At 61.2% G+C, this 14,933-nt stretch carries 12 protein-coding genes; 5 read left to right on the forward strand and 7 right to left on the reverse strand.

Annotated features, from left to right (window positions below; genetic code table 11):
- Positions 1–228: 228 nt before the first annotated feature.
- The 7 genes from C2U40_RS03245 to C2U40_RS03275 form a co-directional block, all read right to left on the reverse strand.
- Complete coding sequence (locus C2U40_RS03245) at positions 229–1,464, reverse strand: tetratricopeptide repeat protein (protein WP_024943513.1); 1,236 nt, start codon at positions 1,462–1,464, stop codon at positions 229–231.
- A gap of 11 nt (positions 1,465–1,475) precedes the next feature.
- Positions 1,476–2,111 (reverse strand): energy transducer TonB, encoded by a 636-nt coding sequence (locus C2U40_RS03250; RefSeq protein ID WP_104467477.1) that lies wholly within the window; start codon positions 2,109–2,111, stop codon positions 1,476–1,478.
- Positions 2,112–2,127: 16 nt separating this feature from the next.
- Entirely contained in the window at positions 2,128–2,535 is a 408-nt protein-coding gene (locus tag C2U40_RS03255; RefSeq protein ID WP_010633018.1) for an ExbD/TolR family protein, read from the reverse strand.
- A 67-nt stretch (positions 2,536–2,602) separates the two neighbouring features.
- Positions 2,603–3,130 (reverse strand): MotA/TolQ/ExbB proton channel family protein, encoded by a 528-nt coding sequence (locus tag C2U40_RS03260; protein ID WP_010633019.1) that lies wholly within the window; start codon positions 3,128–3,130, stop codon positions 2,603–2,605.
- Between the two features lie 10 nt (positions 3,131–3,140).
- Complete coding sequence (locus tag C2U40_RS03265; protein WP_017410944.1) at positions 3,141–4,514, reverse strand: MotA/TolQ/ExbB proton channel family protein; 1,374 nt, start codon at positions 4,512–4,514, stop codon at positions 3,141–3,143.
- The gene (locus tag C2U40_RS03270; RefSeq protein ID WP_016351821.1) at positions 4,511–5,275 is read right to left on the reverse strand and encodes a DUF3450 domain-containing protein; all 765 of its coding nucleotides are present in this window, start codon (positions 5,273–5,275) and stop codon (positions 4,511–4,513) included. The genes C2U40_RS03265 and C2U40_RS03270 overlap by 4 nt, the downstream gene beginning before the upstream one ends.
- A 110-nt stretch (positions 5,276–5,385) precedes the next feature.
- The gene (locus C2U40_RS03275) at positions 5,386–7,941 is read right to left on the reverse strand and encodes a TonB-dependent receptor (protein WP_045526065.1); all 2,556 of its coding nucleotides are present in this window, start codon (positions 7,939–7,941) and stop codon (positions 5,386–5,388) included.
- Positions 7,942–8,679: 738 nt separating this feature from the next.
- On the opposite strand from C2U40_RS03275, the gene C2U40_RS03280 reads away from it, so the two are divergent.
- The 5 genes from C2U40_RS03280 to C2U40_RS03300 all read left to right on the forward strand — a co-directional run bounded on the left by C2U40_RS03280 (position 8,680) and on the right by C2U40_RS03300 (position 14,727).
- Positions 8,680–9,705 (forward strand): ABC transporter permease subunit, encoded by a 1,026-nt coding sequence (locus tag C2U40_RS03280; RefSeq protein ID WP_024943518.1) that lies wholly within the window; start codon positions 8,680–8,682, stop codon positions 9,703–9,705.
- The gene (locus tag C2U40_RS03285; protein WP_181014829.1) at positions 9,702–10,745 is read left to right on the forward strand and encodes an ABC transporter permease; all 1,044 of its coding nucleotides are present in this window, start codon (positions 9,702–9,704) and stop codon (positions 10,743–10,745) included. The genes C2U40_RS03280 and C2U40_RS03285 overlap by 4 nt, the downstream gene beginning before the upstream one ends.
- Before the next feature lie 82 nt (positions 10,746–10,827).
- A complete protein-coding gene (locus C2U40_RS03290; RefSeq protein WP_103828062.1) occupies positions 10,828–12,645 on the forward strand; it encodes an extracellular solute-binding protein in 1,818 nt (605 codons plus the stop codon).
- A 25-nt stretch (positions 12,646–12,670) separates the two neighbouring features.
- Positions 12,671–13,729 carry an ABC transporter ATP-binding protein gene (locus C2U40_RS03295; protein WP_103828063.1) on the forward strand — a complete coding sequence of 353 codons (1,059 nt, stop codon included), beginning with the start codon at positions 12,671–12,673 and terminating at the stop codon, positions 13,727–13,729.
- On the forward strand, positions 13,726–14,727 hold the full coding sequence (locus C2U40_RS03300) for an ABC transporter ATP-binding protein (protein WP_103828064.1): 1,002 nt from the start codon (positions 13,726–13,728) through the stop codon (positions 14,725–14,727). The genes C2U40_RS03295 and C2U40_RS03300 overlap by 4 nt, the downstream gene beginning before the upstream one ends.
- The last annotated feature ends 206 nt before the right edge of the window (positions 14,728–14,933 follow it).

A 14,933-nucleotide genomic window follows, 5' to 3' on the forward strand; every position in this document is an offset into this window, starting at 1 on the left:
AAGGCAATGATCCAATCCGGAGCCCAGGCTCCGGATTTTTTTATGGCGGGATAATAAATGCAGGGACATAAAAAAGACCGCTCCGGGGAGCGGCCAATTGCCACCAAGGCAATCTGCGGGGTGACCCCCTTGTTGTTGACCGGCAGGGCGGGGAGGGTGCCCGTCCTGCCGGGTGTCATTGCGTGCCATGCCGGGAACAAATCGCCCAGGCCGGCACGCCTGGGTTGCTTATTGGGTGACGGCGCCGCCCTGCTGCTCTTTCAAGAAGCTGATCCAGGGCGACGCGCGGCCACTGACGTTGCCGTTCTGGGCAGCCTGCGTGAAGGCGGAGAGCGCCTCCTTCGGTTTTTGCTGCTCAAAATAGGCGACCCCGGTCAGGAACTTCAGATCCGCCCGCTGCTCGCCGCTGGCATTGGCGGCGGGCTTGGCGGCGAAGGCCACCAGATCCTGGTAGCGCTTGCTCTGGATCATCATGCGCGCCATCTTGAGCTGCAGCTCGGCATTGGGGGCCAGCTTGTAGGACTTGGCCAGGGTATCGATGGCCGGGTCCAGCTCCTTGGCCTGGTGCCAGTAGTTGGCCAGCGCCTTGTAGTTGGCCGCGTTGCTCTCGATGGTCCCTTCCTTCATCGCCTTCTCCATCACACGGGCGGCGCGGTGGGGAATGCCGGCGAAAGCCAGGTAGTTGGCCAGACGCTGCAACTCGGCCGCCTCGGTCAGCATGCCGAGGTTGTAGGCCCCCTCCAGCGCGGCCAGCGCCTTGCCATCGTTGCCCGCCTGCATGTGCATGGCGGAGAGCTGGGTCCAGTACTTCTTCTTCTCCGGATAGCGGTCGACCAGCGCGGTCAGCACCTCGGTGGCCGGCTTGTACTGCTTCAGCTCGTAGTGGGCCGCCATCTTCAGCAGATACCAGGACTCTGGCGCCTTGCCGGCGGAGAGCTTGATCGCGTTGTCCACTGCCGGTATGGCTTCCCGATACTGCTTGAGCTGCACATGGGCGTTGGCCAGCGTGATGTAGGCGTGCGGGGTCGGCTTCTCGTCCTTGCCCAGGCTCGCAAACCACTGGTTCATGGTGCTGATGGAGGCCTTGAAGTTGCCCTCCGCCATGTAGAGCTGGGCCAGGTTGTAGCGCACCTGCTGGGCCACCGGCTGGGGCAGCCCGCCGGTAGCGATGGCGTCGGCGAAGTACTTGGTCGCCTGACCGTACTTCTCCTGCTGCGCCGCCACGAAGCCCAGGGTCTGCAGAATGACCCCCTTGTCGTAGACCCGCTCGCCGGCGCCGGACAGCGCCTCCTGCAGCTTGGCATTGGCCTCGCCGTATTTTTTCTCGGTGATCAGTGCCTGCGCCTTGTTGACCGCGCGGTAGGCGCGATCAGAGAGAGCAGGCTGCTCGGCGGCCCAGCCGGCGGTGCTGAGTAGCACCGCCATGGCGACCGGGGCGAGGATCAGGGTATGTAACTTTTTCATCGCCACCTTCCTTAGTTGGTCGCAAACTCGATCTCTTGCTGCATGCGGGTGGCCTGCGGCTTGCCATCCACCATGGCCGGCTTGAACGTCCATTTGGCGATGGTCTGGCGCGCTGCCTTGCCGAGGTCGTAGCTGCGGGGATCCTCTTTGACGATCCGCACGTTGCTGACGGTGCCGCGCTCGGTGACGGTGAACTCCACCAGCACCTTGCCGGAGGCGAGGCCGGCCAGCGCCGCCTTGCGGGGCATCATGGGCTCGAAAGTCGCCAGCGGAATGGCGCCGTTGTTGCCGCCCATGCCGCCACCACCGCTGCCGGTGCTGTAGGCACCGAGGGCGTTGCCGCCACCGATGTTGACCGGGATGTCGAGTTTGGGCATGTCCATCGGCGAACTCTCCATCTGCGGCCGATCCGTGCTGGCCACTTCCATCTCGGGAGGGGGAGGGGGCCGGTTCGGGGGCGGCGGCTTGGGCAGCTCGCGTTGTCTCTCTTGCAGGGTCTCCTGAGGCTTGATGCGGATGAAGTCGGTCATGCTGACGTCCTCCTTCTCCACCAACTCCCGGTGATCCGGTGTGATGAGCTTGTTCATTCCCAGAAACAGGAAGAACACCACCACACAGGAGACCGCCAACGATATCAGGTATCTCATGGTGCTCGCTCCGGCATCAGCTGCTCTTGCTCGCCGCGATGGAGATGTTCTGGACACCGGCCATGCGGATCTGATCCATGACCTGGACCACCAGACCTGAACGGGATTCGGTATCGGCCTGGATCACCACGGCACTCTCCGGGTTTTCGGCCCGCAGCCGCTCGATGTTGGCGCGCACGGCACCCACTTCGACGATGCGCTTGTCGACCCAGACCTGGCCGTTCTCACGGACCGCGACCATGATGTTCCCCTTCTTCACCGTCTCGGCCGTGCTGGCGCTCGGGCGGTTGATCTCCACGCCGGACTCCTTGACGAACGAGGTGGTGACGATGAAGAAGATCAGCATGATGAACACTATGTCCAGCATGGGGGTCAAATCGATGGCCGCCTCATCAGCACTGCTGTCGCTGTGACGTTTTCTCATGGCAAAAACTCCTTGCTTGTTCTGTGCCCCCGCCAGAGCCGGGCCCGGCGGGGGAGTGCATCCTGCATCAACCGTGTTTCAGGTTGTCTTCCAGCTTCTCGACCGCCAGCTTGGCCTTGTGATCGAGCTGGTTGACAAAAAACAGGCCGGAAAGGGCGGCAATCATGCCCGCCATGGTCGGTACCGTCGCCTTGGAGATCCCCGAGGCCATCGCCCGCGGTGAGCCGGTGCCGGTGATGGCCAGGGTGTCGAACACCTGCACCATGCCGACCACGGTCCCGAGCAGCCCCATCAGCGGGCAGAGGGCGATCAGCACCTTGATGACCGGCATCCCCTTGTCCACCGCCATGGCCACCCGGGAGACCAGCTCGCGCCGGATCTGCTTGGCGGACCAGGAGAGGTGATCGCTGCGGGCCAGCCAGGCGGCCTTGGTCTGCTTCACCTGCTTGGGGTAGACCGCCATGAAGTAGAACCAGCGCTCCAGCAGCAGGGCCCACATCATCAGGGTCAGGAAGAACAGGGCGACCAGTACGTCGCCCCCCAATCCCAGAAACCGGCGGACCGACTCGACTTCTTCAATCAACCAGAACCACATGGGTGACTCCTTACGCTGCGGCTTTGGAGGCGTGCAGACGTTCCTGGTAGCGGGCGACGAAACCGGCGCTCTGCTCTTCCAGCACCTGGATCAGACGACGGCTCTGGGTCTGTACGATGGTGTAGAGGAACAGCATGGGCACGGCGACCACCAGACCCTGCATGGTGGTGACCAGGGCTTCGGAGATACCGCCTGCCATCAGCTTGGGATCGCCGGTACCGAACAGGGTGATGGCCTGGAAGGTGGCGATCATGCCGACCACGGTACCCAGCAGACCCAGCAGCGGCGCGACCGAGGCGATCAGCTTGATGATGCTGATGCCCTTCTCGAACTTGGGCACGTTGCGCAGGATGATCTCGTCGAGCTTGGACTCCAGATCCTCGATGTTGTCGCCACGATGGCTCTGGTAGGCCCCCAGCATCTCGCCGATGGGATTGCCCTTGATGATCTGATCGGATTTGAGCTGCTTGCGCATGGATCCGCCGATGAGGGAGAGGCGAGCGCCGCAGAACAGCGCCAGCAGGGTGCCGAGTACGCCGAGCACCATGATGACGTAGCCCACTTCACCACCCTGGTCGATCCGCTCCTTCAGGGTCGGCGACTGCACCAGCAGGGAGAGGATCACGCCGCGGGACGGGTCGACGAAGATCGGCTTGACGCCGCCGCCACCCTGTTCAAAGTCGGCGATGGGCTCCAGCACCCCCTTGTCGGGTTGGCGGGGCAGCTGTTCGAACTTGCCGGTCTCCGGCACGAAGGTCAGGTACTTGCCTTCGGAGACGGTGTTGAACTCGCCGATCTGGGTGACGGTCTTCTCGGCCTGGTTGCCTTCGCCATAGACCACGGTGGCCGGGATCTGGCTCACCTTGCCACCGTCGACCATGCGGCTGAGGGTGGTGGTCCAGAAGGCGGTCAGGTCATCGCTGGAGGGCAGCTCCTTGCTCTCGGCCAGGCGGGTCAGCAGGGCGGTCTGCTCCGGATGCTCGACCCGGCGGGCAGAGGCGTTGAAGATCCCCTTGAACTCGCCGGCGAACTGGCGCAGCACCCCGAACATCTCGCCCATGTTGCCGGCACGCTGGCGCAGAGTCTCGGTCAGCTCGGTCAGCTGCTTGTCGTTGGCATCGAAGGTGGCCTTGAGCCGCTCACCCTTGGCTGTTTCGGCGGCCAGTTCGGCCTTGGCCTTGGCCAGCAGGGCGGCCTGCTCGTTCTTGTCGGCCAGGAAGCGGGCTTCCCGCTCCTTGTTGAGCTGGGATTCGGTGGTGCTGGCGGCCTTGACCTGATTGAGCAGGGCGTTCAGATCCACCGGTTTCTCGGCGGCGGTCACCGGCAGGGTGATCAGGGTAGCGCCCGCGATCAGCGAGGCGATGGCAAGTTTGATTCCTTTCATGATGCTTTCTCCGCAGTTTGAACCGGCAGCTTGATGAGGGCGGGGGGCGCCTGCTTCTTGGCGATGCGAAGGCCCTGTTCCACTGCACTGCGATACTCCTGGGGCAACTCTTCCCACTGACGGGTCTTCTTGTTCCACATGCCGGTCTCATTGCCGTCCGGGGACTGGTAGAGCAGGGCGATGCGGCCGACGCGCAGGAACTCATAGGTCTTCTCGCCGCCATCCTTGGCCAGGCTGGCCTTGTAGGATTCGATGGTGCGGCTGAAGCCCTCCTCGATCTGGTAGGCCTCCAGGATCTTGCGGTACTTCTCGGAGATGGTGACATCGGCCCGGTTCATCAGGTCGGTCAGGGCCGCGACGCGATCCTCCCGCTCGACCTTCTGGAACGGCAGATCCAGCGCCACGAACTGCTCGAGGGAGTCGATCATCTTGAGCATCAGCGGCACCACTTCGGTGCTGGTCTGATCGATCTGGGCGATCTGGCGCTGCATCGAGGCCAGTTCGCTGCTCTGGGAGTCGACCATCTTGCCCACCTGCTCGTTGTAGGTACGCAGGCTGTCGACCTGACGCAGGGCGGCCTTGTACTGGGCGAGGGCGGATTCGGCAGAGTCGGCGTAGTTGTCGATCTTCTGCTGGGACACTTTGGATGCATTGTCGGTGGCGGCTTGAGCGTCCACTGCCTGGCTGGCAGAGGCGGCACTCAGATTGAAGCTGGTCAGCAAGGCAGCGGAAACCAGGCTGCCGAGGAGCGCTTTCTTCATTGTAATTGTCCTTGTTTTCATAGGATTACCCTATCTCCGTAACTTCCTTGGACGTTGGGCAAAGCCGGCCCGACCGGGCCGGCTTGGGTTTATATCTCAACGGGAGTTGATTAGAACTTCTGGGTGTAGTCGAGGTAGACGATGCGCCCGTCGATGCTGTAGAGATCGTCGTCGTAGGTGAAGCCGTCGCTGGAGAGCGAGGGGCCTACGTTGAACATGTTCTTCACACCGGCTTGCAGCTTGCCGTTCCAGGGGGTGTCCACACCGACGTTCAGGTTCCAGGTGGTCTGGGAGGCGATATGGCCCTCTGTCTGACCGTCCACGTAGTCCTGGCTCTGGGAGTCGATGTAGTTGGCACTCAGGTAGGCATCCATGTTCCACCACTGCGGTACATTGACCCCGACACCGGAGTTGAAGCGCAGTTCAGGCTTGGCGTTCCAGCCCTTCTTGTCGACCATGGGACCGCCGGCAAACAGACCCTCTTCGTATTTCAGAATGTAGGTGCTGCCGAAGTCGTAGCGCACGGTCACGACGTCGAAGTCGTACTTGTAGTCAGCCTTGAAGTCCAGACCGCTGGTCTTGAGCTGGCCCAGGTTGACCATGCCGGCGTAAACCTGCTCGACATCGCCGTTGGCATCGCGGATGACGTTCGGGTTGCTGCCGGTGTTCAGCTCCTGATAGAACTGGGTCTGGGTGGTGGCCAGCTGGATCACGTCATCAATCTTGATGTAGTAGTAGTCCAGCGAGAGGTTGAGATCGTCGATCGGGCTGTAGGCCGCGCCGATGCCGAAGGTGTCAGCCGTCTCTTCCTTCAGGTTCTTGTTGGATTGACGCACCGTGGAGTACTGCTCTTCCGGGCAGTTGGCGACACCGTTGGCCTGGCAGGAGACATAGTCCTTGGCGAAGTCGGCGGAGTCGGCATCGGCTGCATACAGATCTTCCAGGCCCGGGGCGCGGAAGGACTGTGACCAGGAGGTGCGCAGCAACAGGTTGTCCAGCGGCTGGTAACGCAGGCTCGCCTTGGGCGAGAAGGCGCTGCCAAAGTCGCTGTACTTGTCGAAACGACCGGCCAGGTTCAGCTCGATCTGTTCGGTGATGGGGATCAGGCTCTCGATGTAGGCGGCGAAGACGTCACGCACGCCACCGCCCGAGTTGCCGGAAGAACCGATGACGTTGCCGGCCGCTGACTGGCTGTCATAGGTGTCGGAGTAGACCCAGTCGTTGTACTCGGCCCCCAGGTACCAGCCGATGGGGCCGGCCGGCAGTTCACCCATGCTCCAGCCCAGACCGCCGTACCACTGGAAGAAGTCCATCTTGGAGGTGCGGCTGGTGTCGTAGGAGAGGCTGTTGGTGGCGTCACTGGAGAACTCGCCGTTCTTGAAGTTGCCGCTGTCGACCTCCTGCTGGACAGCCGGGTTCAGCACATAGCCGGTGCCGCGGCTCTTGTTGTCGGTCTTGGAATACATGTAACCCGCATTCCACTCCACATCGCCCACCGCTTCGGTCGGCAGCGTGCCTTCGAAGCCCAGGTTCATGCTGCCGGTCAGGTCGGTGACGTCGTTGTCACGGGGACCGACGTTGCTGAAGCGGTAGTAGACGGTGGCCTTCTCGCCGATGAAGCCGTTGTCGGCCAGCAGCTGGGCGCCGCCCGGAGTGGTGCCGTCGATGGAGAAGGGGCCGGCGGCCGGAGCGAAGCGGCCAAAGCTGGTGACCCGCGAGCCGATCAGCTGGGGAACGAAGTCGACGCTGTCGTTGATGTGATAGCGGCCGTTGACGTAGACGGTGTCCCGGGTGCGGGAAGCTGTCTTGGCTGCGACCTGGGCAAAGTCGAAGCGACAGGCGCTACCGACCGGTACGAAGCCGGGACCGGTATTGGCACAGTCGATGCCTTCCAGGGTACGGGTAACTGTCTTGCCGGTGGCGGCATCGATGCCCTTGATGTTGCGGCCATACAGGCTGGGGGCAGAGGCACCTTCACGAGCCAGGTAGTCGCGATCCTTGTAGTAGATCTCGTCCTTGACGTCGTGCTCGTAGACCATCATCAGGGCGCCTTTCTCCCCGGTGATGCCGCTGACGATGGAGCCGCTCTTCTCGTCGCCACCCTCTTCGGTGGGAGAGCCGATACGGCCCTGGAATTCCAAGCCTTCATAGTCCTGTTTCAGGATGACGTTGATGACGCCGCCGATGGCATCGGAACCATACAGGGCAGAGCCGCCGTCCAAGTTCACTTCCACCCGCTCCACCGCCGCCATGGGGATGGAGTTGAGGTTGATGGAGCTACCCCCCATGGAGGGAGAGCCGGCGACCCGCTTGCCGTTGAGCAGCACCAGGGTGCGCTCGGAGCCAAGGCCGCGCAGGCTGACGGTGGCCTGGGATTGGGCTGAGCTGCCGGAAGAGGGGGAGATACTGCCGAAGGAGTTGTAGGAGGCCTGCTTCAGGTAGTCGGCCACGGTCTGCTGACCGGATTGCTCGATCTTGGCCTTGCTGATGGCGACGACCGGGGTGGCGCCCTCCACGTCGACGCGCGAGATACGGGAGCCGGTAACCTTGATCTTCTGGAGTTTTTCGACGTTTTGGCCCTCTTCGGCCAAGACAGGGGTGGCCACTACTGCCGCGCTCGCCAAGGCAAACGCTACGGCAGCAGAGAGTCTGCTTTTCCTAAGCATCGCTTATATCCTTCCTGGTTGTTTTTTTGTTTGCTTCCATACCGCCCTCGTTGGAGCGATGCGTAAGGCTTATCAAGCTTTGACGGTTGACGTCAATTGAGGCGGTGTGGATGGGGAAGGGGGGCGCAATAAGCTGACTATGTTTTAATACTTCCGGTTTCGCAGCGGTTTATTCTGACTTGATGATATTTTACGATGTGAAATCGATGTTAAAATGAGTGGTTTCCATTTTATTGATTAATTTTGAACTTATCGATAAGGGGGATGTCCCGCTAGTTTTTATATTGTTAACCAAGACTTTTTTAGCATTATTTTCTGTTTTGGTAGCGTGTTCGGCTGAGGTTCAGATTGCATTGTCGAGCCGGATTTCAGCTTGCCCATATAGAGAAGGGTGATTTAATTCTGATTTGTCATATCTTGTTGTTTTATATGCTAAAGATGTTTTCGTGATGCTGTTTTTGTAGGTTTGATTGAAAATTTAAACGTTATTTAAATTGTTCATGTCGCAGTTTTTTATCTTGAAGTTGGCTTTTTCATAAAAAACTCACAGTAAATTCCACGGTTTGCCAAAGGGGCATGTCATGCCCTTCGTTCTACTTGATTTTTGTTGCAGAGCTTTTACAGTGACCGAGCGGATAGTCTGTCAATAACCGGCTATCCAGTGAGTAATGCCAGGAAGGACAGGCCCGTCACCGGATGTGACTGGCCATAAAAGAACAACAAGGACGAGGTTCCACCATGCTGTCGTATTTCTTACGTCGGATGCTTTTGATCATCCCGACGTTTCTCGGTATCACCCTGCTCGTCTTCACCATCACCCGCTTCGTGCCGGGCGGCCCGGTCGAACGCATGTTGCTGCAAGCCCAGGTTTCTCAGAACGAATCGGGCCGCTCCAGCGGCAGTAAGGGGGCGCAGGCGCTCTCTGACGAGCAGATCGAGGAGCTCAAGGCCTTTTACGGGCTCGACAAGCCCATGCTGGTCGCCTATTGGGAGTGGCTGCAGAAGCTGGCGGTGCTGGATCTTGGTGAATCGACCCGCTATTACGAGCCGGTGTGGGGCCTCATCAAGGACAGGTTGCCGGTGACCGCCTTCTTCGGGCTGGCGACCTTTCTGCTCAGTTATGCCGTTTCCATTCCGCTCGGGGTGGCCAAGGCGCTCAGGCACAACAGCCGCTTCGATTCGTTCAGCTCCATGCTCATCTACATGGCCTATGCGCTGCCCGCCTACGTGGTGGGCATCTTCCTCATCACTGTGTTCGCGTTCCATCTGGAGTGGCTGCCCATGGGGGGCTTCCCGGGGGACGAGTTCGACGGCATGGAGAGCAGCTGGGATCAGATCCGCACCGTGTTCGCCCATGCCCTGCTGCCGCTCATCGCCTACGCCATCGGTGATTTCGCCATCCTCACCATGACCATGAAGAACAGCCTGATGGAGAACTTGTCGGCGGATTACGTGCGCACCGCCGTGGCCAAGGGGCTGCCGTTTCGCAAGGCGGTGACCGATCATGCCATGCGCAACAGCCTGATCCCCATCGCCAGTCACTTGGGGTCGGTGCTCACCGTCTTCTTCGGCGGCTCTTTTCTCATCGAGACCATCTTCAACATCGACGGCATCGGTCTGCTCGGCTACGAGGCCATCGTCGAGCGGGATTACCCCACCGTGATGGGCATTCTGGCCATCACCTCCATGCTGATGCTGGTGGGCAATATCGTCTCCGACATCTGCGTTGCCCTGGTAGACCCCCGCGTGCGGTTTGGAGAGTGAGCATGAACCCTGTCACCTTAAAAAAACTCAAGCGTTTCAAATCGATCAAGCGCGGTTACTACTCCTTCATCATCTTCACCACCCTGGTGCTGCTCTCCCTGCTGGCGGAGCTTTTGGTCAACAGCCGGGCACTGATGGTGAGCTATCAGGGGGAGCTCTATTTTCCCACCTATGGCGACGTGATCCCGGGTCAGCAGTTCGGACTCGATTACGAGTACGAGACCAATTATCGCCAGCTCAAAGCCAAATTCGCCACCGATGGCAAGGGGGATTGGGTGGTGTTGCCACCGGTACCCTGGAACCCCTATGAGCAGGATTTCAAGCAGGATGCCTACCCTCCCTATGCGCCGAGCCTGGCCGAGCGTCACCTGCTTGGCACCGACACCAGCGGTCGCGACGTACTGGCACGGCTGGTCTACGGCTTTCGCATCGCCATCGGTTTCGCCTTCATCGCGCTGGTGGCCAGCTATGCCATCGGGGTCACCATCGGCTGCATGATGGGTTTCCTCGGCGGGCGGTTTGATCTGGTGCTGCAGCGCTTTATCGAGATCTGGTCCCAGGTGCCGTTCCTCTACGTCATCATGATCCTGGTGTCGCTGGCCAAGCCCAATTTCGGCCTGTTCGTGGCCATCAACGTGCTGTTCGGCTGGATGGGCATCACTTGGTACATGCGCACCCTCACCTACAAGGAGCGGGCGCGGGACTATGTGATGGCGGCGCGGGCCCAGGGGGCCGGCACCGGGCGGATCATCTTCCACCACATTCTGCCCAACACCCTGATGATGATCGTGACCCTGGCGCCGTTTGCCGTAGTGGGCAACATCTCCACCCTGACGGCGCTGGACTATCTGGGCTTCGGCCTGGCTCCGCCCACCCCGAGCTGGGGGGAGCTGCTCTCCCAGGGCATCAACAACCTGGATGCCATCTGGATCGTGAGCTCGGTGGTGGCAGCGGTGAGTCTGGTGCTGATCATGGTCTCCTTCATCGGCGAGGCGATCCGCGAGGCGTTCGATCCGCGCAAATTTACCCGTTATCAGTGACCAGGGGCGGGCTTATGGCCCCGGGTTGCTCACCCTTGAATCGACAAGCCCCCAGTGCAGGGGTATGACCTGGAAGTCAAACATGAAAAATAAAATCAAATGGATAGGTGCTCTCTTTGTGCTGGTGAACGGCTCCTGGGTGTGGGCGGCCAGCCTGCCTGCGGATCTCAAGTGGGAGACCAATGACACCGACCCCGTGTTCGCCTCGCCCAAGGCGCTGCCGGGTGGCAGCATCACCATGTTCGTGGACAGTTTTCCACTGACGTTTCGCACAGTGGGTCCCGACTCCAACGGCGCGTTCCGCTCCTTCATCATGGACAACCAGCTGAGGCTCATCAGCTTCCACCCCAATACCGGCAACCCCATTCCGTCGCTCGCGACCCACTGGGCCATCGCGCCGGACAACCAGACCGTCTACTTCAAGCTGGATCCGCGCGCCAAGTGGTCGGACGGCAAGCCGGTGGTCGCCGATGACTACACCTTTGGCTACGAGATGATGCGCTCCAAGGACATCAAGGGGCCCTGGTTCAACAACTACTACACCACCGAAGTGGTGGCGGTGGAGAAGGTTGACGATCATACCATCCTGGTCAAGGCGGGTACCCGCAAGGCCAAGCTGGCCCTGCTCAACACCACCGAGTTGTGGCCCCAGCCCAAGCACTACTACAAGCTCACCCCCAACTGGGTGAAGCAGTACAACTGGGCCGTGGTGCCCAACACCGGCCCCTACGTGATGAGCGACGTGAAGAAGGGCAAGTCCATCACCTTCAGCAAGCAGAAGGAGTGGTGGGCAAAGGACGATCGCTACAACCAGCACAGGTTCAACCTCGACACCATCAAGGTGCAGGTGATCCGCGATCACAACATCGCCTTCCGTCACTTCCTGAAAGGGGAGCTCGATACCTTCGAGATGATCCTGCCCAACTGGTGGCATGAAAAAGCGGTCACTCCCGAATACAAGCAGGGATACGTGCAGAAGGTGATGGCCATGACCGACACCAAGCAAGGCGGGCAGGGAGTTCACCTCAATGTCGCCAATCCCAAGCTGGCTGACCTCAACGTGCGGCTCGGCATCCAGCACGCCTTCAACATCGACAAGATGATCAAGACGGTGCTGCGCGGCGACTATGACAGAGCCACCACCTTCGGCTCGGGTTTTGGCGAGTTCACCGACATGCAACTGCCGGAGCGGGCCTATGACATCGCCAAGGCGCGCGACTACTTTGCCAAGGGCGGCTATACCAAGCCGGGGCCGGACGGCATCCTGCAAAACGACAAGGGGGAGCGGCTGACCCTGGCGCTCACCTACACCAGTCAGGAGCACTCCAAGCGGTTGACCGTGCTCAAAGAAGAGGCCAAGAAGGCGGGGCTGGATCTGGAGCTCAACCTAGTGGACGGCGCCACCGGCTTCAAGGCGATGCTGGAGAAGAAACACGAGGCGGCCTGGATGGGCTGGGCCGGCGGCGGTCTCTATCCGCAGTATTGGGAGTCGTTCCACTCGGCCAACGCCAACAAGCCGCAGACCAACAACCTGTTCAACGTGGCCGACAAAGAGCTCGATGGGCTGATCGACGCCTACAACGTCGAGTTCGACATGGCCAAGCGGGCCGAGCTCTCTCGCCAGATCCAGCAGCGTATCTATGATCTCGCCATCTTCGTGCCCGGGGTGCAGCTCAACTACGTGCGGGCCAGCAGCTGGCGCTACGTGATGCTGCCCGAGGTGCCCGCCACCAAGAACACGCCGGACCTGCTCTACTGGCCCATGGATGGCTACCCTCACAGCAGCGGCGGCCTGCTCTGGCTCGATCCCAAGGTGAAGGAAGAGACCCTGAAGGCCAAGGAGGCAGGGGAGGCGCTGACGCCCATCAACCTGCTCGACAAGACTTATGCACGTCATTGATATGACGCAGAAGGGAGCAGCAGTCATGTCCAACACACAGGCTCCTCACCCCGAAACCCGGGATCATGGGGGGCAGCTCGGCGTTGATGATGACCAGAGCAAGACCCCCATTCTGGAGGTGCGCGATCTGGCGGTGGAGTTTGCCGTCGACGACGGCAAGATCAAGGTGCTCGACGGGGCCAGCTTCCAGGTGGCCCCCGGCCAGACCCTGGGGGTGGTCGGCGAGTCCGGCTGCGGCAAGAGCGTCACCTCGCTCGCCATCATGGGGCTGTTGCCCAAACCCCATGGCCAGGTGGTGGCGGGCTCCATCCGCTTTCAGGGGGAGGAGCTGCTGTCGCTTGCGCCGGATCAGATGTACAAGGTGCGCGGCAACCGCATCTCGATGATCTTTCAGGAGCCGATGACGGCGCTCAACCCGGTGCAGACGGTTGGCGATCAGCTGATGGAGGTGTTCCACCTTCATCGTCCCGATTACAGCAAGGCCCAGCGCAGGGAGGCGGCCATCGCCATGCTGCAGAAGGTGGGGATCCCCGAACCCGCCCAGCGCTTTGCCGTCTATCCCCACAACCTCTCCGGCGGCATGCGCCAGCGGGTGATGATCGCCATGGCGCTCGCCTGCGAGCCGGCGCTGCTCATCTGCGACGAGCCGACCACGGCGCTCGATGTGACCATTCAGGCCCAGATCCTGGAGTTGATGAAGGAGCTGCAGGCCCAGACCGGCATGGCCATCATCTTCATCACCCATGATCTCGGGGTGGTGGCGGAGCTGTGCGACGAGGTGGTGGTGATGTATGCCGGCCGGGCGGTGGAGCAGGCCGATGTGTTCGAGCTGTTTGACCACCCGCGCCATCCCTATACTCATGGTCTGATGAGCTCGATCCCGCGGCTCGAAGATGAGCCAAAGAGCCTGCTCAAGACCATCAAGGGGCAGGTGCCCGCCCTGCACGAGATGCCGGCCGGATGCCGTTTCTCCAACCGTTGTCCCCATGCCACCGAGATCTGCGTGAGCGCCATTCCGGCCACCGAGCAGCTCGCCGAGCGGCATGGGGTGGCCTGCCACCACTGGAGGGAGCTAGCCGTATGAAGACGCTTTTATCGGTGCGCGACGTGAAGCAGCACTTCCAGCTGGGCGGCGGCTTGTTGCGCAAGAAGTATCATGTCTACGCGGTGGACGGCATCAGCTTCGATCTCAAGCAGGGGGAGACGCTGGGGCTGGTGGGCGAGTCCGGCTGCGGCAAGTCGACCCTGGGGCGCACCCTGCTCAAGCTGTTCGAGCCGACCGCCGGCACTATCACCTTCGAGGGGCGCGACATCACCCACCTCCCGCCCAAGGAGATGCGATCTTTGCGCCAGGAGATGCAGATCGTGTTTCAGGATCCTGCGGAATCCCTCAACAGCCGCCACACGGTGGGGCAGATCCTGGAGGAGCCTTTCGTCATCCACGGCAAGGGCAACGCCGAACAGCGGCGCGTCTGGGTGCAGGAGCTGCTGGAGAAGGTGGGGCTGCCCGGCAGCGCGGTGGATCGCTATCCCCATGAGTTTTCGGGCGGCCAGCGCCAGCGCATCGGCATCGCCCGGGCCATCGCCCTCAAGCCCAAGCTGCTGGTCTGTGACGAGGCGGTGTCGGCGCTGGATGTGTCGGTGCAGTCCCAAATAGTCAACCTGCTGCTCACCCTGCAGCGGGAGATGAACCTCGCCCTCATCTTCATCGCCCACGACCTGTCGGTGGTCAAGCACATCTCGGATCGGATTGCGGTGATGTATCTGGGCCGGATCGTCGAGCTGGCCGAGGCCCAGTCGCTCTATCTGGCCCCCCGCCACCCCTATACCCAGGCGCTGATTTCGGCCATTCCGGTGCCGGACCCGCGCCGGCGCAGCCAGCGCATCCTGCTGACGGGGGATGTACCGTCTCCCATCTCGCCGCCGAGCGGCTGCCACTTTCATCAGCGCTGCCCCTATGCTGGCGAGCTGTGCCGCACCAAGGCGCCGAGCCTGCAGCCGTGTGACGGGGCCGATCATCAGGTGGCCTGCCACACGCCGTTGCCGCTGGCCGAGGTCATCCCTCTGGGAAAGGCGGTATGATGCCGGTGCCCGCATCGCAGCAAGATGGCACGGGAAACAGCGAATAAAAAATGGGGCCTGCGGGCCCCATCTTCATGGTTGGAGTTCAGGTTTGGCCGTGGAACATCTGGCCAGGGCAGGACAGCTCCCCCGCAAGGGGATGGCTGCTGTGTGGATTGTTGTTTCTTGTAATTTTACTACTTAAATGTTCGATCACGCTTTCACGA

Origin of the sequence: Aeromonas sp. ASNIH4 (assembly GCF_002934425.1) — a bacterium.
In the GTDB taxonomy this organism is placed as follows: Bacteria; Pseudomonadota; Gammaproteobacteria; order Enterobacterales; family Aeromonadaceae; genus Aeromonas; species Aeromonas hydrophila.

Excerpts from the sequence above, each read along its gene's own strand:
- C2U40_RS03245 (WP_024943513.1), bottom strand. The coding sequence starts at position 1,464 with ATGAAAAAGTTACATACCCTGATCCTCGCCCCGGTCGCCATGGCGGTG.
- C2U40_RS03250 (WP_104467477.1), bottom strand. The coding sequence starts at position 2,111 with ATGAGATACCTGATATCGTTGGCGGTCTCCTGTGTGGTGGTGTTCTTC.
- C2U40_RS03255 (WP_010633018.1), bottom strand. The coding sequence starts at position 2,535 with ATGAGAAAACGTCACAGCGACAGCAGTGCTGATGAGGCGGCCATCGAT.
- C2U40_RS03260 (WP_010633019.1), bottom strand. The coding sequence starts at position 3,130 with ATGTGGTTCTGGTTGATTGAAGAAGTCGAGTCGGTCCGCCGGTTTCTG.
- C2U40_RS03265 (WP_017410944.1), bottom strand. The coding sequence starts at position 4,514 with ATGAAAGGAATCAAACTTGCCATCGCCTCGCTGATCGCGGGCGCTACC.
- C2U40_RS03270 (WP_016351821.1), bottom strand. The coding sequence starts at position 5,275 with ATGAAGAAAGCGCTCCTCGGCAGCCTGGTTTCCGCTGCCTTGCTGACC.
- C2U40_RS03275 (WP_045526065.1), bottom strand. The coding sequence starts at position 7,941 with ATGCTTAGGAAAAGCAGACTCTCTGCTGCCGTAGCGTTTGCCTTGGCG.
- C2U40_RS03280 (WP_024943518.1), top strand. The coding sequence starts at position 8,680 with ATGCTGTCGTATTTCTTACGTCGGATGCTTTTGATCATCCCGACGTTT.
- C2U40_RS03290 (WP_103828062.1), top strand. The coding sequence starts at position 10,828 with ATGAAAAATAAAATCAAATGGATAGGTGCTCTCTTTGTGCTGGTGAAC.
- C2U40_RS03295 (WP_103828063.1), top strand. The coding sequence starts at position 12,671 with ATGTCCAACACACAGGCTCCTCACCCCGAAACCCGGGATCATGGGGGG.
- C2U40_RS03300 (WP_103828064.1), top strand. The coding sequence starts at position 13,726 with ATGAAGACGCTTTTATCGGTGCGCGACGTGAAGCAGCACTTCCAGCTG.